Source organism: Streptomyces sp. NPDC050315 (assembly GCF_040655775.1).
Classification (GTDB): Bacteria; Actinomycetota; Actinomycetes; order Streptomycetales; family Streptomycetaceae; genus Streptomyces.
Genome location: NZ_JBFAKN010000003.1, coordinates 1 through 21,641 on the forward strand (window position 1 = coordinate 1; position 21,641 = coordinate 21,641).

At 66.7% G+C, this 21,641-nt stretch carries 19 protein-coding genes and 1 pseudogene; 9 read left to right on the plus strand and 11 right to left on the minus strand.

Annotation, left to right across the window (positions count from 1 at the left end; genetic code table 11):
• Positions 1-156 (plus strand): annotated as a pseudogene (manB, locus tag AB0I82_RS11190) (phosphomannomutase/phosphoglucomutase); the annotation flags it as partial.
• An 86-nt stretch (positions 157-242) separates the two neighbouring features.
• Here manB and AB0I82_RS11195 read toward each other — a convergent pair.
• Complete coding sequence (locus AB0I82_RS11195; RefSeq protein ID WP_363256933.1) at positions 243-1,058, minus strand: alpha/beta hydrolase; 816 nt, start codon at positions 1,056-1,058, stop codon at positions 243-245.
• 119 nt (positions 1,059-1,177) lie between these two features.
• Positions 1,178-2,404, minus strand: a complete 1,227-nt coding sequence (locus tag AB0I82_RS11200) for an MFS transporter (protein WP_363256934.1) — start codon at positions 2,402-2,404, stop codon at positions 1,178-1,180.
• 91 nt (positions 2,405-2,495) lie between these two features.
• Here AB0I82_RS11200 and AB0I82_RS11205 point away from each other — a divergent pair, with 91 nt between their 5' ends.
• Both AB0I82_RS11205 and AB0I82_RS11210 read left to right on the plus strand, forming a co-directional pair.
• Positions 2,496-2,975, plus strand: coding sequence for a MarR family transcriptional regulator (locus tag AB0I82_RS11205; protein WP_363256935.1), 480 nt, complete (start codon positions 2,496-2,498; stop codon positions 2,973-2,975).
• Positions 2,976-3,371: 396 nt separating this feature from the next.
• On the plus strand, positions 3,372-4,496 hold the full coding sequence (locus AB0I82_RS11210) for an acyltransferase (protein ID WP_363256936.1): 1,125 nt from the start codon (positions 3,372-3,374) through the stop codon (positions 4,494-4,496).
• A gap of 89 nt (positions 4,497-4,585) precedes the next feature.
• Here the strand turns inward: AB0I82_RS11210 and AB0I82_RS11215 are convergent, their stop codons facing one another.
• On the minus strand, positions 4,586-5,368 hold the full coding sequence (locus tag AB0I82_RS11215) for an SDR family oxidoreductase (RefSeq protein WP_363256937.1): 783 nt from the start codon (positions 5,366-5,368) through the stop codon (positions 4,586-4,588).
• Positions 5,369-5,527: 159 nt separating this feature from the next.
• Here AB0I82_RS11215 and AB0I82_RS11220 point away from each other — a divergent pair, with 159 nt between their 5' ends.
• The 4 genes from AB0I82_RS11220 (at position 5,528) to AB0I82_RS11235 (ending at position 9,572) form a co-directional block, all read left to right on the plus strand.
• Positions 5,528-6,319, plus strand: a complete 792-nt coding sequence (locus AB0I82_RS11220; protein ID WP_363256938.1) for an SDR family oxidoreductase — start codon at positions 5,528-5,530, stop codon at positions 6,317-6,319.
• 72 nt (positions 6,320-6,391) lie between these two features.
• Positions 6,392-7,588 carry a UDP-N-acetylglucosamine 2-epimerase (non-hydrolyzing) gene (gene wecB / locus AB0I82_RS11225; RefSeq protein ID WP_363256939.1) on the plus strand — a complete coding sequence of 399 codons (1,197 nt, stop codon included), beginning with the start codon at positions 6,392-6,394 and terminating at the stop codon, positions 7,586-7,588.
• Positions 7,588-8,316, plus strand: coding sequence for a hypothetical protein (locus tag AB0I82_RS11230; RefSeq protein WP_363256940.1), 729 nt, complete (start codon positions 7,588-7,590; stop codon positions 8,314-8,316). The genes wecB and AB0I82_RS11230 overlap by 1 nt, the downstream gene beginning before the upstream one ends.
• Positions 8,313-9,572 carry a VCBS repeat-containing protein gene (locus AB0I82_RS11235; protein ID WP_363256941.1) on the plus strand — a complete coding sequence of 420 codons (1,260 nt, stop codon included), beginning with the start codon at positions 8,313-8,315 and terminating at the stop codon, positions 9,570-9,572. Before AB0I82_RS11230 ends, AB0I82_RS11235 begins: the two co-directional genes overlap by 4 nt.
• A 259-nt stretch (positions 9,573-9,831) precedes the next feature.
• Here AB0I82_RS11235 and AB0I82_RS11240 read toward each other — a convergent pair whose 3' ends face one another.
• From AB0I82_RS11240 to AB0I82_RS11265, 6 genes are all read right to left on the minus strand, one after another.
• On the minus strand, positions 9,832-10,371 hold the full coding sequence (locus tag AB0I82_RS11240; RefSeq protein WP_363256942.1) for an ATP-binding protein: 540 nt from the start codon (positions 10,369-10,371) through the stop codon (positions 9,832-9,834).
• Positions 10,372-10,710: 339 nt separating this feature from the next.
• Positions 10,711-11,241, minus strand: a complete 531-nt coding sequence (locus tag AB0I82_RS11245; RefSeq protein WP_363256943.1) for an ATP-binding protein — start codon at positions 11,239-11,241, stop codon at positions 10,711-10,713.
• A gap of 86 nt (positions 11,242-11,327) precedes the next feature.
• Entirely contained in the window at positions 11,328-12,191 is an 864-nt protein-coding gene (locus AB0I82_RS11250; protein ID WP_363256944.1) for a glycosyltransferase family 2 protein, read from the minus strand.
• Positions 12,185-13,420, minus strand: coding sequence for a hypothetical protein (locus AB0I82_RS11255; protein ID WP_363256945.1), 1,236 nt, complete (start codon positions 13,418-13,420; stop codon positions 12,185-12,187). The genes AB0I82_RS11250 and AB0I82_RS11255 overlap by 7 nt, the downstream gene beginning before the upstream one ends.
• Complete coding sequence (locus AB0I82_RS11260; protein ID WP_363256947.1) at positions 13,417-14,079, minus strand: hypothetical protein; 663 nt, start codon at positions 14,077-14,079, stop codon at positions 13,417-13,419. The genes AB0I82_RS11255 and AB0I82_RS11260 overlap by 4 nt, the downstream gene beginning before the upstream one ends.
• 38 nt (positions 14,080-14,117) lie before the next feature.
• Entirely contained in the window at positions 14,118-15,275 is a 1,158-nt protein-coding gene (locus tag AB0I82_RS11265; protein WP_363256948.1) for a glycosyltransferase family 1 protein, read from the minus strand.
• A gap of 156 nt (positions 15,276-15,431) precedes the next feature.
• On the opposite strand from AB0I82_RS11265, the gene AB0I82_RS11270 reads away from it, so the two are divergent.
• Entirely contained in the window at positions 15,432-16,406 is a 975-nt protein-coding gene (locus tag AB0I82_RS11270) for a helix-turn-helix transcriptional regulator (RefSeq protein ID WP_363256949.1), read from the plus strand.
• Positions 16,403-16,975, plus strand: coding sequence for a peptide deformylase (locus AB0I82_RS11275; protein ID WP_363256950.1), 573 nt, complete (start codon positions 16,403-16,405; stop codon positions 16,973-16,975). The genes AB0I82_RS11270 and AB0I82_RS11275 overlap by 4 nt, the downstream gene beginning before the upstream one ends.
• A gap of 161 nt (positions 16,976-17,136) precedes the next feature.
• Here the strand turns inward: AB0I82_RS11275 and AB0I82_RS11280 are convergent, their stop codons facing one another.
• The gene (locus AB0I82_RS11280; RefSeq protein WP_363256951.1) at positions 17,137-18,003 is read right to left on the minus strand and encodes an immunity 49 family protein; all 867 of its coding nucleotides are present in this window, start codon (positions 18,001-18,003) and stop codon (positions 17,137-17,139) included.
• A 14-nt stretch (positions 18,004-18,017) separates the two neighbouring features.
• Positions 18,018-20,858 carry a hypothetical protein gene (locus AB0I82_RS11285; protein WP_363256952.1) on the minus strand — a complete coding sequence of 947 codons (2,841 nt, stop codon included), beginning with the start codon at positions 20,856-20,858 and terminating at the stop codon, positions 18,018-18,020.
• Positions 20,859-21,641 lie beyond the last annotated feature (783 nt).

Here is a 21,641-nt window from a genome sequence, read left to right on the forward strand (position 1 = left end):
GACGAGCTGGACGGCCTCACCGTCACCGGCGCCGACTGGTGGTTCAACCTCCGGCCCTCCAACACCGAGCCGCTGCTGCGCCTGAATGTCGAGGCACGGGACGCGGACACGGTCGCGCGAGTACAGGACGAGATCCTCACTGTGCTGCTGGTCTGACCGCTGCTGGCGGCTTCCGCCTCTCCCGGGCCCGCGAACCAGTACACCGGTTCGCGGGCCATTGCCGTTCCCGGCTGGGGCACACCTCATGAGGTCCGGGGCGTGTGCGCCTGCAGATGCGCCGTCACCGTCTTCACGAACAGCTGCGGGTCCTCGAAGGGCAGGCCGTGCCCACAGTCCAGCGTGACCAGCTGCGCATGTGGTATCAACTCCGCCAGTTCACTTTGGTGATGCGGCGGCACAATCACATCGTGAGTGCCCGCGATCACCAGTGTCGGGGAGCTAATGCGGTGCAGCCGGTCGGTGATGTCCAACTGGAGGTCCACTTCGATCTGCCGGGCCATCCCCGTGGCATCGAACAGCTGTGAGAAGCCTTTGGCCGACTCCTCCAACTGCGGGGCGGAGGACAGCCGCAGCGCCTGCGGGCTCATGGCGGTCAACTGGATCAGCCGCGCCAGCAGGTCCGGCTCGGTGCGCAGCATGCGCAGCCACAGATCGAACTGAAACGCCATCCACGAGTCGGTACGTGCCCAACCGGCGTGTACCACCAGCGAACTGACTCGCTCGGGAGCATGTGCCGCAGCTGCGGCGGCTACGGAGGCCCCGAGCGAGTGGCCGACGAGATGGTAGTGCTCCAGACCTGCCGCCTGTGCTGCTCCCAGCGTCTGCGCCACGAAATCGTCCAGCGACAGGGGGCCACCGGGGTCGGTGGTGGCGCCCGAGCCGGACAGCACCGGTGCCACGACGGTGTAGCGCTCGCGCAGTTCGGCGATGAGCGGCGCAAAGTTGGCCTCGGGCTCTGCTCCGGTGCCGTGCACCAGAACCACGCCGGGTCCGGAACCGTCCACCAGGTACTCGACCCGGCTCTCTCCGTTCGATACCGGAACACTGACGAAATGCATCCAGGACTCCCTTGCTCGTGGCTGTTGAGGCAGCGCGTGGGATGTGCGGTGGGACGGGGCCGGCCGCGGCCCATAAGGCGGGGGTGAGGGCCGCGGCCGGGGAATGTGGGGAGTGACGCCTAGCGGGCCGAGGGCGCGGGGTCGGATGCCTCGGCTGCCGGTGTGTGCGGCGCTGCCTTTTCGGTGGTCACGGTGCCGGTACGCCGCCCGCGTCGTTCCACCGTGGTGGAGATGACGGCAAGGACGATGCCGGTGGCGGTGATGAGCGCACCGATCCAGTTGGGGGCGGTGTAGCCGAGGCCGGCGTCGATGGCCACGCCGCCGAGCCAGGCGCCGATGGCAGCGCCGAGGTTGAAGGCGGCGATGTTGGCGGCGGAGACCAGGGTGGCGGGTCCGCCGGCCAGTTGCATCACCCGGGTCTGCAGCGGGGGGATGGTGCCGAAGCCGACGCCGCCGAGGACGAAGAGGGTGACGATGGCCGCGGGCTGGCTATGGGCGGTGAAGGTGAACAGCAGCAGGACGGCGCACAGGGCGATCAGCAGGGTGAAAATCGTCGGGACCAGGGCTCGGTCGGCGGCCTTGCCGCCGACGTAGTTGCCGACCACCAGGCCCAGGCCGTAGAGAGCGAGCAGCCAGGTCATGCTGGAGGGGGCGAACCCGGCCACCTCCGTCATCATCGGCGTGACGTAGGTGAAGGAAGCCAGCAGTCCGCTGAAGCCGATAGCGGTGACCGCCAGTCCGAGCCAGACCTGGGGACGGCGGAAGGCGGCCAGTTCACCGCGCAGGCTGCCGCCGGTCTCGTTGCTCGCGGGAACCAGAGTGAGCATGCCGATCAGGCCGATGACGCCGAGGGCGACGACACCCCAGAAGGCGGCGCGCCAGCCGAAGTGCTGGCCGAGGAGAGTGCCCATGGGCATACCCAGCACGTTGGCCAGGGTCAGACCGGTGAACATCAGGGAGATGGCACCGGCCTTCTTGTGCGGGGCCACGAGGCCAGCGGCGACGACGGAGCCAACGCCGAAAAACGCACCGTGACACAGTGCGGACAGCACCCGACCGGTCATCAGCAACGCGTAAGTGGGAGCCAGAGCCGCCACCAGGTTGCCGGCGATGAACAGGCCCATCAGGCCGGCCAGCAGGTTCTTGCGTCGCATCCGGGTGGTGAAGGCAGTCAGGACCGGTGCGCCGACCACGACTCCGAGTGCGTAGCCAGAGGTGAGCAGCCCTGCGGTGGGGATGGACACGGAGAAGTCGTGGGCCACCTCTGGCAGCAGGCCGTTGGTGACGAACTCCGTGGTGCCGATCGCGAACGCGCTGATGGCCAGCGCGAGCAGTGCAAGTGGCATGGAAACAGGGGCCTTTCAACGTTGCGTGCAGTAACTAGCGGCGTAAGCAAACATTGCAGACGCCGTATATCTGCGCAAGCGGCTAGAGTGCTTGTGCAACAAGCCGGTTGACGGACTGCAACGGGAGGTCGCCATCTACATCGCCGACGACGCTGTGGAAGTGCGCGTCCGGGGCTGGCGCCGACTAGTGGCGCTGCACTGCACCCTGGAGATCGCACTCGAAGAAGCGCTCCAACACCACGACCTGTCCGTAGTGGAGTACACGGTCCTCGATGCCCTTCACTCCCAAAGCGGCTGGCACATGCACATGCACCAACTCGCCCGCACCGCAGCCCTCAGCAGCAGCGCGACTACCCGGCTGATCGCCCGCCTCGAGCGGCGCGGACTGCTGGAACGTCAGCCGTGCACCAGCGACCGGCGCCGGGTGTACACCGAGCTCACCCAAGCCGGTGCCGACCTCCTGCACCAAGTTCGCCCACTCCACGACCGCACACTCGATGAGGCCCTGGACGGAGCGGCTCTCATCAAGGAACTCGCCCCTCTCGTCGAGGCGCTTGAGCGATCACCCTGACAACCGCCCCGCCCCTAAAGGGAGACCGGCGCACCGCTGTGCAACTGCCGAGCGTCCGCAGTTGCACGCCGCCGTCATGGCGAGAAAAAAGGAAAGACATTAGATTCTGCTACTCCCGACGCTGATCCCGCGCATTACCGAACACGCCTTCCGGAGGCCCGGCGAACACCGTCAGGTGCATCATTCACCGGAAAATGCTTCTACCGCCACGCGGCAGCTCGGCCAGACGAACTCTGCCCGGCTCTGCCCAAGCGGTCACCATGCACCGTGCGTTCAGTTCGCCGGTCAGGCAGCGTCCATTCCTAAGGAACGGAATCCGTGAGTAGCAAACCCACGCATGCCCCGCCCATGCCGCCAGCGTTCGAAAAGCCACCGAAGCTACCTTCGCTCACCGGCATGCGCTTCATCGCGGCCGCATTGGTCTTCTTCTTCCACACCTCACTGGCGAAGATGCTCAACCCGTTCGAAGACCAGGACTTCGCACACGGCTACAGCCTCATCTTGAGCAAAGCCGGCTGGTTGGGAGTCTGCTTCTTCTTCATCCTCAGCGGCTTCGTCATGACCTGGTCGACGCGACCCGGAGAGCCCCTCGGGGGCTTCTACCGGCGCCGACTCCTGAAGATCTACCCGAACCACATCGTCACCTGGGCCATCACCATGGTGCTGTTCTCCGCGACGATGCCCGGAATCAGCGTGTGGCTGCCCAACCTCTTCCTGCTGCACTCATGGGTTCCGGACCTGGACACCTTCGTCAGCATCAACCAGCCCAGCTGGTCGCTCTGCAGCGAACTGCTCTTCTACCTTCTCTTCCCGCTCCTCGCCAAAGCCGTGGGGAAGATCCCCGCCACTCGCCTGTGGTGGTGGGCAGGAGCCGTAGTCGCCGCGCTGGTCGTGGCGCAGATAGCCATCTACACCCTCGTCCCGAGCACGCCCCGCCTGGCGGAATGGCCCCTGTCGGAGTGGCAGTGGTGGCTGTCCTACAACTTCCCACCGCTGCGTCTCTTTGAGTTCGGGCTCGGCATGCTGATGGCCCGCATCCTGCAGACCCGGCAGTGGATCCCCATCAGCCCCCTGTTCGCGACCGCATTGACAGCCATCGGGTACACAGCGGCACTCTTCGTGCCCTGGCAGTTCGGGCTGAACGTCACCACGGTCATCCCCCTCGCCCTGCTGATCACCTCCGTGGCAGCCGGAGATGTCCGCGGCCGCACCACCGTCCTGCGCAGCCGGAAGATGGTGTGGCTCGGCGAGATCTCCTTCGGCTTCTACCTCACGCACTTCCTCGTGCTGCTGGGAGTCCAGCAGGTGCTCGACGGACGCCAGCTTTCGACCCCTGCCGCACTGCTGCTGGTGCTGGCCGTCTTCGTGCTGTGCCAGATAGCCGGCTGGCTCCTGTATGTGTGCGTGGAGCGCCCCTCCATGCGGCGCTGGGGTCGCCCGCGGCGCCCCCGTCCGCAGCCCACGCCCGCCCCTCTCACCGCTCCCAGGGATCACGACCAGGAGCCGGAACCCGTGGGCTGAACCAATCCCGAACCGACAACGCACAGCCCGAAAACAAAGATGCCCGCCCCACACCGTGGGACGGGCATCTTCATGACCAAGGCAGACGGCTACACCACGCCTCGCAGCACACCGCCATCAACACGCAGCGCGGCACCGGTGGTGGCAGCCGCCTGCTGGGAGCTGAGGTACACCACCATGTTGGCCACCTCCTCGGCCGAAGCGAGCCGGCCCAGCAGCGACGTAGGCCGCTCACGCTCGATGAAGATCCGCCCGGCCTCCTCCATCGACTCGACCTCGTCCCCGACCATCTCGCGCACGAACTGCTCGACGCCCTCACTCATCGTCGGCCCGGGAAGCACGCTGTTGACCGTGACACCGCTGCCCTTGACCGCTTCAGACATACCGCGGGCAACCGTCAGCTGAGCCGTCTTCGTGGTGCCGTAATGCACCATCTCCGGCGGAACCTGAATCGCTGACTCGCTGGAGACGAAGACCGTACGGCCCCACTGCTGCTCCACCATCTGCGGAACGTAATGCCGAGCGAGGCGGATGCCACTCATCACGTTGACCGCAAAGAACCGCTCCCATTCGGCGTCGGGAATCTCAAACAGCGGCTGCGGAGAGAAGATGCCGGCGTTGTTGACCAGAATGTCCACCTTGGGCTCGGCGGTGATGAGCGCCTCGCAGCCATCCGCGGTACCTACATCGGCTGCCACACCACGAACGCCCTCAGTGCCGCAGTACTCAATGGCCGCCTGAACGCGCTCGGGGGTGCGTCCATTGACCACCACAGTGGCGCCGGCAGCCCGCAGCCCCTTGGCAATGGCGAGCCCGATCCCCGCTGTAGACCCCGTCACCAGGGCCGTACGACCGGTGAGATCAATCTGCATGAAGACTCCTGTAAATCTGTGATGAAGCGAACATTGCACAGGGAAATTAAACGCACTGGACAGAAGCAGCCCAGCTACCTACAGAATGTAGCTGCAATCGATAAACCACAACCAGCAACGCACGCTGTGCAAGAAACTTGACAAGACGAGGAGCATTGAATGGACTACGGGATATCAGGGCGCGTCGTCGTCGTGACCGGGGCAGGCTCAGGTATTGGTTACGCCAGCGTTTGCGCCTTCCTTGCCGAAGGAGCCCGGGTCGTCGGCGCAGATATCGACACCACCGAACTCAAGGCCCTGGAGGATGCTGGCCAGGTCCTTCCCGTATCCGTCGACCTCTCCGAACCGCACGCAGCGCAGCATGTGGTCGAAAAGGCCCTCGAATCATTCGGAACCATCGATGTTCTCCACAACAACGCCGGTATCGCCCCAGTCCGGGAAAATGGATTTCTCGGGGTAGCGGACACCGATTGGGCGAACACGCTCGGGATAAATCTCATGGGATACATTCGTATGGCGCGTGCGGTCATACCTCACATGCTGGAAAAAGGGCGCGGAGCCCTCATCCACACTGCCTCCGAAGCTGCGCGAATGCCCAACCCGAGGCTCCCCGACTACAGCGTCTCCAAGGCAGCTATCGTCATGCTCTCCAAAACCCTCTCCCGGGAATTCACAACCCGCGGAATCCGGTCCAACGTGGTGTCTCCCGGATTCATCAGGACCCCCATCTACGACCGCCCCGGCGGCATTGCCGATGCCTTGTCCGATGAGTTCGGAATGGAAAAGGAAGCGGCCCTACGGCGTTACGTCGAGATCAACGGCATTCCTGCCGGCCGACTCGGAAGCCCCGAAGAGGTAGCGGCACTCGCGGTGTACCTGGCCTCCGACATCTCGACATTCGTCTCGGGCGCCGACCTCGTCATCGACGGCGGCGTCACCCCCGTCGCCTAAGAAGCAGGGCCCACCCAACTTTCCGCCACCGCCGAGCAGAGCTCAGCCCGTCACAGACGATAAGGAATACACATGCGGACAGTAGCGATCGTTCTCGGAACCCGTCCGGAAGCCATCAAGTGCGCGCCCGTGATCAAGACCCTCAGGGAGGACCCGCGGTTCAACACCATCGTGGTCTCCACGGGGCAGCACAAGGAGATGCTCGAGGAGACCCTCGACGCCTTCGATCTCAAGCCCGATATAGACCTCGGCATCATGAGGCCGAAGCAGACGCTCTCCGGCGTGACGTACCGGATCCTCCGCGAACTTCCCAAGGCCATGGAAGGGGTCCAGGCCGACGCGGTCCTGGTGCACGGCGACACCGCCACCACACTCGCCGGCGCACTGTTCGGTTTCCAGCACCGCATCCCCGTCGTCCACATCGAGGCGGGCCTGCGCAGCGGTGACCTGGGCTCGCCCTTCCCCGACGAAGGAAACCGGCGCCTGGTCGGACAGCTGGCCTCGCTGCATCTGGCGCCCACTCCGGGCAACAGCGCCAACCTGATCCGCGAAGGCATCGCCGAGCAGGGGATCGTGGTCACCGGCAACACGGTCATCGATGCCCTGCGCTGGGCAGCGGACAAGTCTGCCAGCTACGGCGACCCGCGCCTGGACGATCTCGATGACGACCCTCGTCGCGTCGTGCTCGCCTCCGCTCACCGGCGTGAGGGATGGGAGCGCATCCCCGATATCGCACGCGCCCTGGTGCGCATCGCCGACCGCCCCGACACCCGCGTCGTCCTGCCGCTGCACCGCAACCCTGTGGTACGCGAGGCCATGCTCCCCATCGTGGCGGGACACCCGGACATCACCGTGGTGGACCCTCTGGACTACCTGAGCTTCTGCCGCCTGATGCAGCGCTGCGACATCATCCTCTCGGACAGCAGCGGCGCGGAGGAGGAAGGCCCTGCCCTGGGCAAGCCCACCCTGGTACTGCGGGACATCACCGAGCGTCCGGAAGCTGTCGTCGCCGGCACCGCACGGCTGGTGGGCCGCTCCACTGACCGGCTGGTGGCGGAGGTTTCCTCGCTCCTCGACAGCGACGAGAACTACCGGCGCATGGCCACCAGTGCCAACCCCTACGGAGACGGCAGGGCAACGGAGCGCACGGTCGGCGCGCTCGCCCGGTTCTTCGGTGAAGGGCCGGCGGTCCCGCCCTTCGTGCCGGGCAGCGAAATCGACGCGGCTGCCTCCGCGCTGGTCTCCGACAGCGTGCTCGCGGAGGTCTGATGAACCGGACCACCCTGCTGTCCTGCACGAGCTCCGAGATCGAAGTACAACTGCTCGAGGACGCCAAGGACTTCTTCGTGCAGGGACGCTGCATCGTCGTCAACACCGGCATGCAGGCAGCCGTCGTGGACGGAGACCCGCCGAAGTCCTTGCCAACCTTCCACTCCACCGTGCTGGTCGACACCGTGATTCGCCAAGCCGAATCCATCATCCTGCTGCGTGTCCACGACGGCGCCACCGCACGGAACCTCACGCAGGAACCAAGGTGGGCCAAGCTCGGCGACATCTTGGCCGAGGCCACAGGAAACCCGGCAGCATTCCCCACCAGCATCCCTTTGTGGCGCGGCCCCCAGTCCCCCGCGGGATACGTGCACATGGACGCGGCGGCCATTCTCAGCGACGAAGAGGCGCCATCGAAAGACCTGGAGAAATTCCGGGTACAGGTGAACCTGTGGTACGCGCCTGCTGGCACTGACTGCGCTATCCACAATGATCACAACTTCATCGAGGTGCACACCCAAGTCCTCGGCTACGGGCGCATGCAGAAGTTCCACAAACGCGACCACGCGAGCCTGTACGAAGACCTTTATATGGCCCCCGGGTACACAACGCCGCAACCATTTTGCTCGCTTCAACCAGACGGCTCATTCAGGTATCCGTGGCACCAGTACTTCGCGGACACCGACAGCGTGTGGCTTGCCGTCGAATACCACAGGGAGACGAATTGAATTCCTCCGAAGCCCGGGGAGGCATCGCTAACCCCAAGTTCACACCGAACATCGTCGCGGACCAGCTTCGCGACGGTTACTGGCTCGAATCCCCTGACATCGACGGTGACGGGAAGCCGGACCTTTTCGGATACGGCCTGGCACTCGGGGAAATCTACTGGTACCAGAACCCGGACTGGACCCGGCGCCTGGTCGTGGACCGCGTCAAGATGCCGGTGGGAGCCGACTATGCCGATATCAGCGGCAACGGACACCCCGACATCATCGTTTGCCACGAACTGTACGGGCCGATCGGAACAATTCACGACCCTGACCCGCAAGGCGGCAAGATCGATTGGATCGAGAACCCCGGGGACGCCGGTAAGTGCGACGACCGGTGGCAGCGTCACTACATCGGGCGCACTACGGGAATGCACCGACTGCGGGCCGGCTACTTCACGCAGCACGAGCGCCTTGAGGTTATCGGTCTGCCCATCGTGGCAGTCGAAGATGTCCACGCCGTACTCCCGGTGGTCATGTTCACTCAGCCGGACGATGTCCGATCCGCGTCGGAATGGCCGATGACGGTCATCGACGACACGAACTTCAGGATGATCCACGGCGCGGAGAAGAAGCGCGGACTGGTTCCGGGGTCCGACCTGGACTCGCTTCTGCTCGCTTCGGACGAGGGCGTTACGTGGCTGTACTTCGATGAGAACACCCGAAGTTGGCAGCGAGTGCTCATCGGGACGGGTGAACTGACACAGTTCCAGCAGACCGGCTTCCGCGGCAGCGGAGACATGGACGCCGGCCGCATGGGAGAGGATCCCATGGCGTACGTGGCAGCCATCGAACCCTTCCACGGCAATACGGTGGCCGTCTACGTGAAGGATACCGAGGGCCTGGGGGAGGAACCCTCGTGGAAGCGGGTCCTCCTCGATGTCTACGGAGACCCCAACGAAAACGGCGAAGGGCCCGGACACCAAGTCGTCTGCGCTGATTTCGACGGAGACGGCGAAGACGAGTTCCTGGTAGCACTGCGGGGACCGTGGCCCTGGCAGGGAGTGATGTACTACAAGGCGATCGACCTGGAAAATGGAGTGTTCACCAAGTGGCGCGTGGCTGACGAATCCGTCGCCCGCATCGCGACCGGAGACTTCAACGGCGACGGACGCCTGGACTTCGCCACGATCGCCTACGCAGTGGACAACTACTACGTCGCCAAGGACGCAAAGCTGATGCTGTACCAGAATCAGACAGAGCAGAGCAGCTGTTAGCAGCGCGAGGAGCGCTGACCTTTCTCGACCTCGGCAAGGCCCCGCACCAACGCTGGTGCGGGGCCCGCTCACAGCTCGTGGCCGTCCGGGGCGCAGCACACGTCGGCGTACACGCATACCCGTACGTCGTCCTCGCCGGGGGTCAGGCCGCAGCCAACGCATGACCGCCTCCTGCCAACCGTCGTTCTCCGAGCCCGGAAGCGCTCGCGAAGCTTCCCCCGTTCGCAGGCCGAGGCCATCGCGGAGCATTCGCCGTTTCTTACTGTGCCGCTCCCCTTCGCCCACTGACGACGCGGTGACCTTCCTCCCCCTCGTTCGGCATCCGAAGTAACGGCATCGGCAGCGCGAGCCAGGCCCCCTTCGTTTCCTGCTCGCTGCGGAAACCCCAAGCTCCCTTGGCGAGTTCGTCAACGATGTGCAGACCTCGTCCGCGCTCGGACAGCAGCGTGCACAGTGCCTCCAGACCGCCCCCGCGGCCCTCCTCGGTCGGAGAAAACGGTGGTGTCGCCGGGAGGGCGGGAATGTCGGGGAGGCGCGGATCGTGATCCTCCACCTCACAGATGATCTCCGTTGCGGTACGGCGCAGCCGCAGCTCGTACGGTCCGACCGCGTGCTCCACGGCGTTGGCGACGAGCTCGGAGACAGCCAGTACGGCGTCGCTGATCACCTCACCGTCGCAGCCGAGCTGATCGAGGGCACAGCGTAGGGCGGCCCGAGCCCGAGCCGCACCGTCGGGAGTGCAGCTCGTCCAACGCCAGACGACATACGGGCACAGGCCCAAGGCATGGTGCGCGCTCATCGCCACCCACCCCGCGCCGCGTGACGACCTCGTACGACGCGCCGGTGACGGCCACGCCCGGGCTCTGCACAGATGCGCATCTCCGCCAGCGCGTACGGGCCGGCCAGGGCAAAGAACGGCATCAGCAGCCCGGCAATGAACAGGACCGGTGCCATCACGGTGAACCTCCATGGTGATCGCGGTAGGGACACGACCACGACACCGGGAATCCGCGAAGAGCGGACCACCCCTCTCACCAGCAATTTCAAGTACTTGCGAAAGTGCGCCTCCGGCCAATGACACGGAGATCGACTGCGAGGTGAGAGGGGGCGCCCGGTGCCAGGCGCGCGACGGGTGTTGCTACGGCTTGGCGATCCGTACACGCTCCAGAGCCGCCCAGAGGGCGGCAGGATCACCGGTGTAGACAAGGGCTTCCTCGTCATCAACGGGAGGATCGAAGCGGGCGAAGAAGTCGTCCAGAGCCTCGGGGGTGACGGTGAGTGCGTTGGCGTCCTCACGCTGGTTGCGTTCAGCCAGACGTCGCAGTAGCTCGCCCCGGTCGGCCGGGAGATGCACCAGCACGGGTTGGCCCCCTGCCGCGCGAACGGTCTGTGACCAGTCGTCGCGTTCGGCGCGCCGCCACAGACCGTGGTCCAGGACCACGTCGTTGCCGGCTTCCAGCTCCTTGACGAGGTGCTGCCGGACCGCCTCGACGACGGGACGCTCGCGCTCGAAGTAGGTGTGTTCGGGATAGTCGATGCCGTACCGGCCGTGGAGGCGGTGGACCTCCTCGTCCACGGAGAGCCGAACCATGCCGCGGTCGGCGAGGGCTTGAGCGAGGGTTGTCTTTCCGGATCCAGTGATGCCGACGAACAGGACGGCGAGGGGCAACGTCTTTCTACCTTTCTGACAGGTGTTGTGACCGGCGACGCTTCGGTGACGAGCAGTACTTGGGCTTGCCCGTCGGGGAATTTTCCCTAGCAGCGGGCGGCTGTGCGGGGCCGCCATGCGGTGACGATGCGGCGGGCTTCACCGGACCAGCCGTGCGGCAGCTGCTCGAGGCTCACGTGGCGGAAGGCGAGGCGCGGGTCCGCGATGTTGATGGCGCCGCTGTGCTGCTCGACGTGCGCCAGGAACCGGCCGGCTTCATTCCTCACTGCCGGGGTCTGTTCCTCCCACGTGCCCGAGGTGAAGTGGCTGACCCGGCGTCGGAGGTCGTCCAGGACACCGGATCGCCACTTGAAGTGGTGGACAGCGCAAAGCACATCTGGGTCGGGCTTGTGGCCGGGGGCACGGTGATTGCCCGAGGCGACGGCGATGTCATGCCGGGCGAGAACGATCTTGCGAGGATCGCCGCGAAGAAGCCGGTGGGTGAGATGCCCGCCGAGAGGATAGGTCTGATCCAAGCCGTCCTCGGGAGCCCAAGGAGACAAGCGGCCATGGGCGGTGACACGGTCCAGCAGCAGTCCGCCGACCACGCGTCGGCCGGACCGGTCGGCTTCGGCCGTGATCTCGCGGAGCGGGACACCGTACTGCTGGAACTCGTCTGCGTCGGCGAACAGATGCCAGCCAGGACCGGCGAGCGCGCGCAGAACCTCCCGCAGGCGGGTGTTGGTCGTCTCGTGCCACGGGCCGGTGCTGATCACAGCAGGCACGACGTCCACGTCATGACTGGCGGCGCAGAGGGCGTTCCTGCGGTCGGCGGAGACGTGTTGGGGGAAGTGGAAGGCGATGAGAAACCGTTCAATGCCCAGGCGTCGGTAGTGGCGGATCCAGGCGGCCAGCAAAGGTGGTTCGACCGGACCGATGACGGCGATCAGGGAAGGCGGTGCACTCAGCACGAAGGCTCCTTGGTCCGCAAACGGATGTAGGCCGCGGTCAGGAAGTCGGCCTGCTCGGCGGCGGTGGGCATGCCGAGCAACCGGGCCGCTTGGGGGCCGGGTCGTGGATGGGGCTCATGGATGGTGCGGTGCAGGACCTCAGCCAGGTCCACCGGGCTTGTGGCAGCGAACACGCGGGCCCAGGGCTGGCCGCTCAGGCGGGCGGTGAGATCCGGGTCGTGGTCCGAGACGATCAGCGGCACGCCGTAGCGAGCGGTGTCCATCACCAGTCCCGACTCCTTGCCGACGCCGGGATACCGGGCTACCAGGGCCGCATCGGCGGCCGCGTACACCAGGCGCACGACGGCCTCGCAGACCGGGCCGGGCACGGTGTGCAAACGGACGTGTGGCAAAGCCCGCCACCGCGCGAGGACGGCGTTGTCGAGCAGACTGCCGGTGACCACCAGGTGCAGCGGCTGCTTCAGCTGGGCCAGGGCGGCATCGATGACGTCGATGTTCTTGTACGGCCACCAGCTGCCGACCAGACATACAGCGGTCTCGCCCAGGGGAATGTCGAAGGCAGTACGGCCGCCGTCGCGTTCGGCGTCCGTGAGACGTTGGCCGTCGTCGATCGCAAAGGGCCGGACTTCCCCGGCCAGGTGGGGGAACACGGGGGCGATCTGCCCGCGTACGGCCGCGGTCGGATACAGGGCGAGCACTCGCTTCTCGCCTCGTCGTGCGAGCCGCCCGAGCAGTCGCACCGGAGCGTCTTCGGCGGTGACCGCTTCGTGGATGAAGCGCAGGTGCGAGTGTCCACCGAGGAGCGCGGCCGCGCCGTGAAGCGCCTCACTGGCGGTGAGGATCACTACTGCCCCAGCGCTCGGGGCGAGGCAGCGGGCGGTGCGCAGAGCGGCTGCTTCCACAAGGCACCGGGCGAGCAGGGTGATCTGGTGCGGCAGCCGTCTAACCGGGCGAGGCCAACGGCGTGAACGGAAGATCCGCTGCCCGGACACCGACAGTCTCCGGAAGAGACGAGCAGTGCTGAACAGGGTGGCGGCGAACGCTCCGGTCGGCGCGGTGACCAACCTGGCCCGCGCGGTGTGCAGGGTGGCAATCGTCTCGTGGGCGATGCCGTTCGGGGCGATGACGAGGCTGCCGGGGCGTGCGCGGGCCAGTGCCACGAGCGTGTGCTGGTAGTGTCCGCCGGCGCGGTGCGCGTAGGGCTCGATCAGTACGAGGGTGCCGGTCACCCGGAGACCGCCTGCTCACCATGGGCGGTGGTGAACCGCTGCCTCAGCCAGGACGGGTCGTTGAGGTGCTCGAACCGTTGCGGATCACGGGCAGACACCCGGGCGAAGGCGACACCGTCGCGGGCCCCGGCGACGGCGTAGGTGGCGAACTCGCCCTCACGACTTGCCGTCCACGCCTGAAGACGCTGTCGCGCTTCGTCGTCGGGCATGCCGTACTCGCTGCCTCGTGCGAGCATCGCGCACTCGCGGAATCCGGCCTTCCACGCATGGAAGGGACTCTGATTGAAGCGGGTGACGCCCGCGGTCTGCTGGTCGAACTCGATGCGGCCGGGTAGGCCGGCGAGCACGTCCACCGCATGGCCCATCTCACGCAAGGCACTGCGGCGGATCAGCTTCAGTCCGCCGTAGCCGTAACTGAGGCCACTGATCGGGTTGACCGCGCGCCACACTCTCATGGAGGTGCCTTCCTCCAGCGGCAGGACGGCGGCGGGATCGAAATCCGAGTCGATGGCGAAGTCACCGTCGGCGATGAAGAACTGTTCGCGGTCGACCACCTCGGCGCACAGCCGGTATGCGCGGCGCATCCCGTGCACGCCATGCAGACGCTTGACGGTGCCGCCCAGTACCCGCTGCAGGCGGGCGTGGAGGCTGTTGGCCATGGGTTCGTCGTAGGAGAGCAGTACGGCGTCGAAGTTCGTCACGACAGAGCCTCCAGGTAGCGGCGGGCGATCAGGGCAGGGGTGAAGTCGGTGGTGGAGGCGTGAGCCCGTTTGGCGTGGAGGGCGTGGAACTCGTCATCCGTGGCAAGTCGCTCGGCCAGCGCAACGGCCTCCGAGGGAGTGCTGAAGCACAGTTCCGGGTCGATGTGCTCGGCCAGCCAGCCCAGGCGCGGTGCGATGACCGGCAGGCTCATGCCCTGGCAATCGATCACGGACATGGACCACGGGCAGCCCGGGCGGAAAGGCGCGATGCCGAATCGGGCCTCTGCCAGCAGTCTCTTGTAGCGGCTGCGGTCGCCCCGGTCGGAGACGACCTGTACATGACGCAGGGCGGCCAGCCGCTCACGCATTCGTTCCGGGCTGTCATCAAGCCCCGTGCGGACGGCCCGACGGTTGCCGAACAGATCCATGACCCGCAGCTGTACCGTGCCGAACGCGGTCAGTTCGCGCGCGAGGTCCACGAACTGCCCGGTTCCGTAGTGCGCGTAGAGCCGGTGGTTGTAGACCCCGATCGCCCGGCCTGTGGCCGGACGAGCCGCGGCCGCCGGGGGACGGACGAGGCGTTCGTCGCGCGGCGCGGGCACCACCCGCAGCTTCTCCCCCAGCTCGACCGCCATCCGGGAAGCCGCGGCCGACACCCATGACGCGGCCGTGGAGGAGTGGGCCATCACGCGGTCACAGGCCGCCAATCCGGCGGCGAAAGCCAGCAGTACCGTCCGCCCCAGCCCCCCGTCGTTCAAGGACGGGTCCAGCTGGAGCCGACTGTCGTCGGTGAAGGTGAACGGCAGGTAGTGGCAGTAGCCCGCCAGCAACGCCTCCGAGCCGGCCTCCAGTAAGGCCGTACGGACCGCCGGGGCCTCCTCGATCTGGTTGGCCACTACAGCGTCCGGCCTCACGCTGCGGATCAGGGAAACGAGCTCGCCCACGTCGGCGGAGAACCGGGCCCGGTACTTCGTTCCCGGCACCTGTGTACGCCGGAAGCCGCACCGGGCATCCCCCGCAGGCGCCGGGGCCGCGACCGTCACCTCCGCGCCGGCATCGGCCAGTGCCGGCGCGAGCAGGTCCGCGAAGATCCATCCGGAGTCGGACGAGAGCCGATCGGGGTTGGAGATGTTGAGCAGGTACAGCACACGCATGGGTGGCGCCTCCCTCAAGGACAGGACCACGGCCCAGAGGACGTCCCGGGCCGGTGAGGGAAGCAAAACGCCCACACAAGGCGTGACGAAATGATGAACTGGGATCACTCACGGTTCATTCATGCTCACCACACCAGACCCGGGGGCGCGGCTTCGATGGAAGCGCAGGACCACGCCATCTCTGTTGAACAGGCGGCCGAGGCGTACGCGGCCGAGCTGGCTCGGTGGCGGGAGGTACGCGGCATGTCCAAACGGGCACTCGCCCTCGCGATGGGCTTCGACCCTTCGTACGTCAGCCACATGGAATCCGGCCGCACCGAGCCCCGCGAGGAGTTCTCCCGCCGCGCCGATGAGGCCCTGAACGCCGGCAAGGCGATCTGGAAGCGCTGGTGCGACTACGAGCAGGCCAAGACCCGCTCCCGTCGTACATCGGCAGTCCCGCCGGCCCCACGCAGACCCGACCAGCCGTACGCGTCCGGCTCCGCCCTCGTCGTGGAGCACGACGCCGCCCGCCTCGAATACGACGGCGACTCCTACCAGCTCACCATGCGGCGGCTCCTCCGGAACACCGGCACCGACCCCGTCACCCGCTACCTGATCCGCATCTCCGTCGACCGCTACCCCGGCGACCCGGAGCGCTCCAACGCCCACTACCGAGCCCACCCCCTCACCTGGGAAGAACTCGCCCTCACCGCCACCTGCCGAGGCGAGGAAATGCGCTGGCAGGCCAAGCACGACCGCGACGCCTTCAAGGAAGTCTGGCTGCTCTTCGAGAACGAATACGGCCGCTTCCCGCTCTACCCCGGCGAGTCCGTGTGGATCGAGTACGCCTACCGCATCGGCGACAACAAGTGGGGCAACTGGTTCCAACGTGCCGTCCGGCTGCCCACCGAACAGCTGGAAGTGCAGCTCGCCTTCCCCGTCTCCCTCGACCCGGTGGTGTGGGGCACCGAGACCTCCATGACCGCCGAAGCCTCTCCGCTGCGAACCCCTCCGGTCCGCATCGAAAAGGAGGGACAACGGCAATTCACATGGATCACGACCACTCCCGCCCTGCATGCTCGGTACCGTCTGGAGTGGCGGTTCCGGGCCCGGCCCGAACGCGACACGGACCAGAAGGAGTTCAGGTGATTGACGTGCGGCCCAGCCAGCGAATGCGCGATCTCGGAGTCGTCCAGGACGGCGCCGGCATCCTCGCCACTCCCGCCCGAACCTTCGATCTGCCCACCGAGCGCGAGGAAGCCGAGCGCATCGTGGACGAATTGTTCGCGGCCATGGAACGCGTCGGCCAGGCCCACCCCTTCGCCAAGGGCATGGGCATCGCCGCCCCACAGATCGGCATCGGGCGCGCCGCGGCCGTCGTCCAGCCTCCCACTCCCGAAGCCCCGGCCGTCATCCTTCTCAACCCTCGGATCACCGCTGCCTCCGAAGAAACGGACGAACAGTACGAGGGCTGCCTATCCTTCTTCGACGTACGCGGCATGGTCCCCCGCCCACTCCGGATCACCGTGGAGACCACCGCCCTGAACGGCGAGACCGTGTCCACGACGTACGAACGCGGACTCGCGCGCCTGATCCACCACGAGATCGACCATCTCGACGGTCTTCTCTACACGGCCCGCATGCGGCCGGGCGTCGAGCCCATCCCTGTGGAGGAATATCGGCAGACCGGCCGGACTTGGGAATACGACGCTTCTTGAGGCCGGAAGGGCGGGATCTGGGGTAGGTCGGCGCGGCACGTCATGACACGACCGCGGCCCGTCCCTCAGCTCCTGACTCATTGCGCGACCAAGGCTGCCGAAATTCTGGCCTGCCCTATCGCCGAGAACTTCCCGACCCCGGATTCAGTGTCCGTGCCAGATCAGGTGGCGAACTCGCCGATCCAGGAACGCTCCAGAAGCGCCTTGGGCAGGTACTCCGACTCGACCTCGATCGGCAGGCCGGCGTCATGGGCCATGCAGGCGATGGCCAGCGGGCCGAGTGCCACCAGGCCCTCGCCGTTCCGGTTCCGCGCCTCGTCGGCGGTCCAGTACTCCTTGTGCCAGGTCAGCGCGTCGACCAGGGCCGCGTTGAACCGATCGGCCTCCTGGCGCTGGTAGCGGTGGAACAGTTCGAGAGGCGGGTAGAGGATCTTCAGCATCAGCTCCGTGCTGGCAATCCGCGTGGCTTCGGGAGCAGTGCCATTGACGGCGGTGGCCAGGGTGTTCCAGGTTTCCCGCCGACCGAACCAGGCGTTCTGCAGGGTTTCCACCCACGCATAGACGTACTCGTCGAATTCGACGCCGGAGGCGCGGAGGAAGGACACGGGCACCTGGGCCAGCTGGTTGAGGCGCTCGTTCTCACGGCAGATCGCCGCCAAATAGTAGGCAGTGAGCCAGTTTCCCGCGTGCAGGTACTCCTGGGGGCCGGTGGCGGGAAGGTTCTTCACCTCTCCTCGGCTCCCGATGCGGCAGGGTACGGGGCCTTCAGCCGCCGTACCCGACACGAACAGCGCGGAGCCGACCTGCATGGCCGTGACCCATGCTTCCCACGTCGGGAATTCGGTCGCCATGGGATCCGTCAGGCAGTGCCACTTCGCGGTGGTCAGCGCAAGGTCCAGGGCATCGAACCGGTCGAACTCGGACGTTTCGATCTCGTCGAGCACCGATTCGGTGTTCTTGATGATCGGGGCCATGGCCTCCGCCGGGTTGCCCGCGGGGAAGTCGTGGCGCGGAATGCGCGTGACCACTCGCCTTCCTTTCATTAGATCTTCAGGTACTCCAGCACAGCACCAGCGTAATTGGAGCCATTGGGTTTCGCTGCCTTCACCAGCACGTACTGCAGCTTCCCCTCCTTGAGCGCGGTTCGGAGGTCAGCCGCAATCTCGGCGTCCCGCCCACCGCGTCTCGTCATCTCACCCAGGATCGTGCGGACATACAGTCGGGTGCCTTGCTTGACTCTCATCCCCTTGGCCCCACCGTCATCGCCGACGTGCGGGTTCGCCGGGTCTTCAGGGTCGGCCCGGCCATGTCGCCAGTCGAGATCTCCGGATGGCGCCTTCGCCTCGACGACGAGGTAGTGCCCGTCGGAGTCGAGCCTGTACACCTGATCGAACATGTTGGCGCCGTTGGGCGTCTTCGGAAGCGGGACCACCTCGGCATCAGGGAAGGAGTGGGGGACCACATGCAGCGCGGCGGCCTTCTCGCCGAGCGTTTCGGAGATCTTGCTGTTGTTGGGTGTGGTGCCGAGCCGATCCGTGTACGCCTCCCTGGCCTTGGCGAGGGCCTGCTCCGCCTCTGGGGTCGGCGCATCATCGAACGCCTTCTCAGCATTGATGAGGTCCACGGATGCCTTGCGGTTCGCCGTGGTGCGGTCGAGCTCCGGCAGGTTCCCGTCCGGCACCGTGTCCGGCCCGAGGGGCTTCGCCCCGAATTTGCTCTCGGACGGCCCGCTCGGCTGATCGTGCGCGGCGATCCACTTGCCCTCAGCGTTCTTGGTCAGTTGGGGAAGCTGAGCACCGTCCACGACTTTCCCGATGCGCTTTCGGCGACCGAGTTCGTCGTAGTGCTCCGCCCGCCACGCCGGGTCTTCATTGGCCTTCCGGACGTGCTCGTCCTGGATCTTCTTGAGCTCTTCGGGGGTCAGCTGACGTTCGCCGCCGTGTCCCGTACCAGAGTTTCCGGCGCCCCCATCGGGATGGTGCGCGGGCGTCGCCGCATCGTCCGCGATCCGCCCCGTACCGCCCATTCCGCCGCTCGCGCCTTCGCCATGACCACCGGCGGGATCATCATGGACGCCGCTGTTTCCTCCGGAGTCGTGCGCGTGCCCGCCCGATGCGCCGTTGCTGTGGCCGCCTGCCAGCCCGTCGCCCTGGCCACCGGTGTGGTTGCCGCCGGTGGATGGTTCATGGTGGGCGGAGGGGCCGTGGCCAAGGTCGTGGGCGCTGCCTCCGGGGACGTGGCCGGGGCCGCTGCCTGACATGTCACCGTGATGGCCGCCGGGAGCGTTTACGTCATCGGTGATGCGGCCGGTGTCGTCGAAGGTGGTGTCGAGGCTGTCGCCGAGGTGGAGGTGGGCGGCGTTGTCGGCGGTGTGTGCGGCTCCGGCGCCGACCAGGACCCGGCCCGAGGCCGGGGCCTCCACGCGGGGCGTGGTCGCGTCGGTGGTGGGGTGGGTGGCGTTGTCGACCATGTCAGCGGGCGCCTCAGCGTGGTGCTGTTTGATAGCACCGGTGCCGTCGTACAGGTTGCCCTTGGGGTCGACGTAGACGGTGTTGCCGTCGAAGTCGGTCAGCTTGGCCGTGCCCTCGGGCAGGGGGACGGAGCCTTCCGGCAACTTGACGCCCGCGCCTGGCAGTTCGAGGGCGCCCTTGGGTATCGCCGCGCCTTCGGGCAGATTCACCGTGCCGTCGGGCAGCGCCACCGACCCTTCCGGAAGCTCGACGGCGTTCTCGGGCAGGGCGGGCATGTCGATCCTGCCGATGCCCTTGAGGCTCTTGGCGATGTCGCCGACCTTGGACAGGCCCGCGCCCACGCCCTTGCCGACATACGTCATGGGGTCAATGACCTTGCCGGCCTTGCCCGCCACCGAGAGGGCCTTGGCGACTGCTCCGGCCTTGCCCGCACCGGCCGCGGCGCCGCCCGCGCCGCCGGTGAAGACGGTGGTGAGCACGTTGAAGGTGACCCCGCCTGCGGCACGGCCGGGATTCTTGCCCCACTCGTCCCAGGCAACGAGGGCCTTGCCGGTCTCCTTCATCGTGTTCCGGGAGTCCCGCAGCCAGGAGGGCAGCTTGTCGTCCGGGAGCGCCATGAAGGCGGCCGCTCCCGGGCCGCCGACGGTCAGAATGGCCAAGCCGGTGCCCAGCTGGGCCAAACCCTTCCAGGCCTGCCCCGCGGCGTCCCAGCCGTCGACGCCCACCAGAGTGCCCAGGCCCTTGATCGTGCCCCAGATCCCGTCGACGACGATGCCGTCCCATGCGAAGGACTTCACCCAGTGGCCGACGTCGTACCAGTGGTGCTTCAGCTCCACCGGGTCGCCCCACGGCACCTTCGCGTTCTTCAGGTCCTCGGCCTTGAAGCCGTACTGGTGCTCCTTCTTGGAACCGTCCCCGGCCACCATCTTGGGGCCGTTCCACAGGGCGACGATCTTGTTGTAGCAGGTGCGCTCCGCCGCCCAGAACGCCGCGACGGTGGCATTGATGTCGTCGCGGATCTGGTTGTGTTCGGCAGTCAGCTCGTCGTCGTAGTCCGCGTCGTCATCGTCCTTGTGGTCCCGGATGAAGGCTTGCGCCTTCTTCTTCAGGTCCGCCAGCTTGGTCGTCAGCGGCCGGATCTCATCCGCGTAGTCCGACAGCGCCGAGGCAACGGTCTCCAGGTCATCGGCGAAGCCATCGGCCCGGTCCTTGACCGGCTTGGTGGTGGCGAAGAGCTGCTCGGCCTCGGGGGCCTTGTAGTAGGCAGACAGACCCTGGAAGTGGGAGTGGACATCCGAGCCGGTGGTGCGGATGTGCCCGGCGTCCTTCGTCAGCGCCGCGTGGTCCTTCTCCAACTGCGCCAGATCACCGGTGTACTGCGGTATCTCTTCCGGCTTGAGCTTGATCTCCACCTGACCACACCCCCACTTCTGCGGAGCCAGGCCCACCCCCCGAGCCACCACCCACGGCCGAATGCCCCCGCCCCGTCACACCGAACGCCTGCGGCCTACCGCCGATACGTTCCTGCACCCTTCACTGCTCAGCTGAAGTCGCCGACCACGCCATCCACTGGTCATAGGATGGGTACCGCGGACGCACTGATTCACGGCAGCCCGACCAGTCACGTCAGGCCACACACGCAACACAGCCAGCTTGTCATATTTACCCATGATCGCTTGTGGCTGCAATTGGCTACGCAGACACCAAGGTGCGTGTCACACCCCTTGCGTGCCGTTGCACGGTGACCCGGGGGTCCCTCTCGACGGGTGCGGGGGCACACCGACAAGTCCCTCGCCCGCCGCGGCCTGGCGGGACCACCCCCGCGGGTACGGGGAGGACGTGACGTGCCGGGCGCGGCAACCGGCTGCCGCCGGGACCATCCCCGGGTGCGGGGAGCACTCCGCCCACGCGTGCACCGGGTGGCGGTGGTCGGGACCATCCCCGCGAGTGCGGGGGTGGTCCATCGGCCGGGCCGGCGAGTCTTTCGGGTACGGCCTGCTTCCCCGCACCCGCGGGGGTGGTCCCGCCCGCATCCGGTCATCCACGTGCGGCGCCGGCTGCTCCCCGCATCCGCGGGGATGGTGCCACGACGGCAGCTACCGCTCACCGTCTGAGCCTGCCCTCGGCGCGACGGGAGCAGCGTGCACAATCGGGCGGCAACTCCTGGGAATCTCGGGTACAAGCGGGGAATGTAG

Bases quoted from the DNA above. Each gene is read 5' to 3' on its own strand.
- AB0I82_RS11195 (WP_363256933.1), bottom strand. From the start codon at position 1,058: ATGCATTTCGTCAGTGTTCCGGTATCGAACGGAGAGAGCCGGGTCGAG.
- AB0I82_RS11200 (WP_363256934.1), bottom strand. From the start codon at position 2,404: ATGCCACTTGCACTGCTCGCGCTGGCCATCAGCGCGTTCGCGATCGGC.
- AB0I82_RS11210 (WP_363256936.1), top strand. From the start codon at position 3,372: ATGCGCTTCATCGCGGCCGCATTGGTCTTCTTCTTCCACACCTCACTG.
- AB0I82_RS11215 (WP_363256937.1), bottom strand. From the start codon at position 5,368: ATGCAGATTGATCTCACCGGTCGTACGGCCCTGGTGACGGGGTCTACA.
- AB0I82_RS11220 (WP_363256938.1), top strand. From the start codon at position 5,528: ATGGACTACGGGATATCAGGGCGCGTCGTCGTCGTGACCGGGGCAGGC.
- wecB (WP_363256939.1), top strand. From the start codon at position 6,392: ATGCGGACAGTAGCGATCGTTCTCGGAACCCGTCCGGAAGCCATCAAG.
- AB0I82_RS11230 (WP_363256940.1), top strand. From the start codon at position 7,588: ATGAACCGGACCACCCTGCTGTCCTGCACGAGCTCCGAGATCGAAGTA.
- AB0I82_RS11240 (WP_363256942.1), bottom strand. From the start codon at position 10,371: ATGAGCGCGCACCATGCCTTGGGCCTGTGCCCGTATGTCGTCTGGCGT.
- AB0I82_RS11260 (WP_363256947.1), bottom strand. From the start codon at position 14,079: ATGGCCAACAGCCTCCACGCCCGCCTGCAGCGGGTACTGGGCGGCACC.
- AB0I82_RS11265 (WP_363256948.1), bottom strand. From the start codon at position 15,275: ATGCGTGTGCTGTACCTGCTCAACATCTCCAACCCCGATCGGCTCTCG.
- AB0I82_RS11270 (WP_363256949.1), top strand. From the start codon at position 15,432: ATGGAAGCGCAGGACCACGCCATCTCTGTTGAACAGGCGGCCGAGGCG.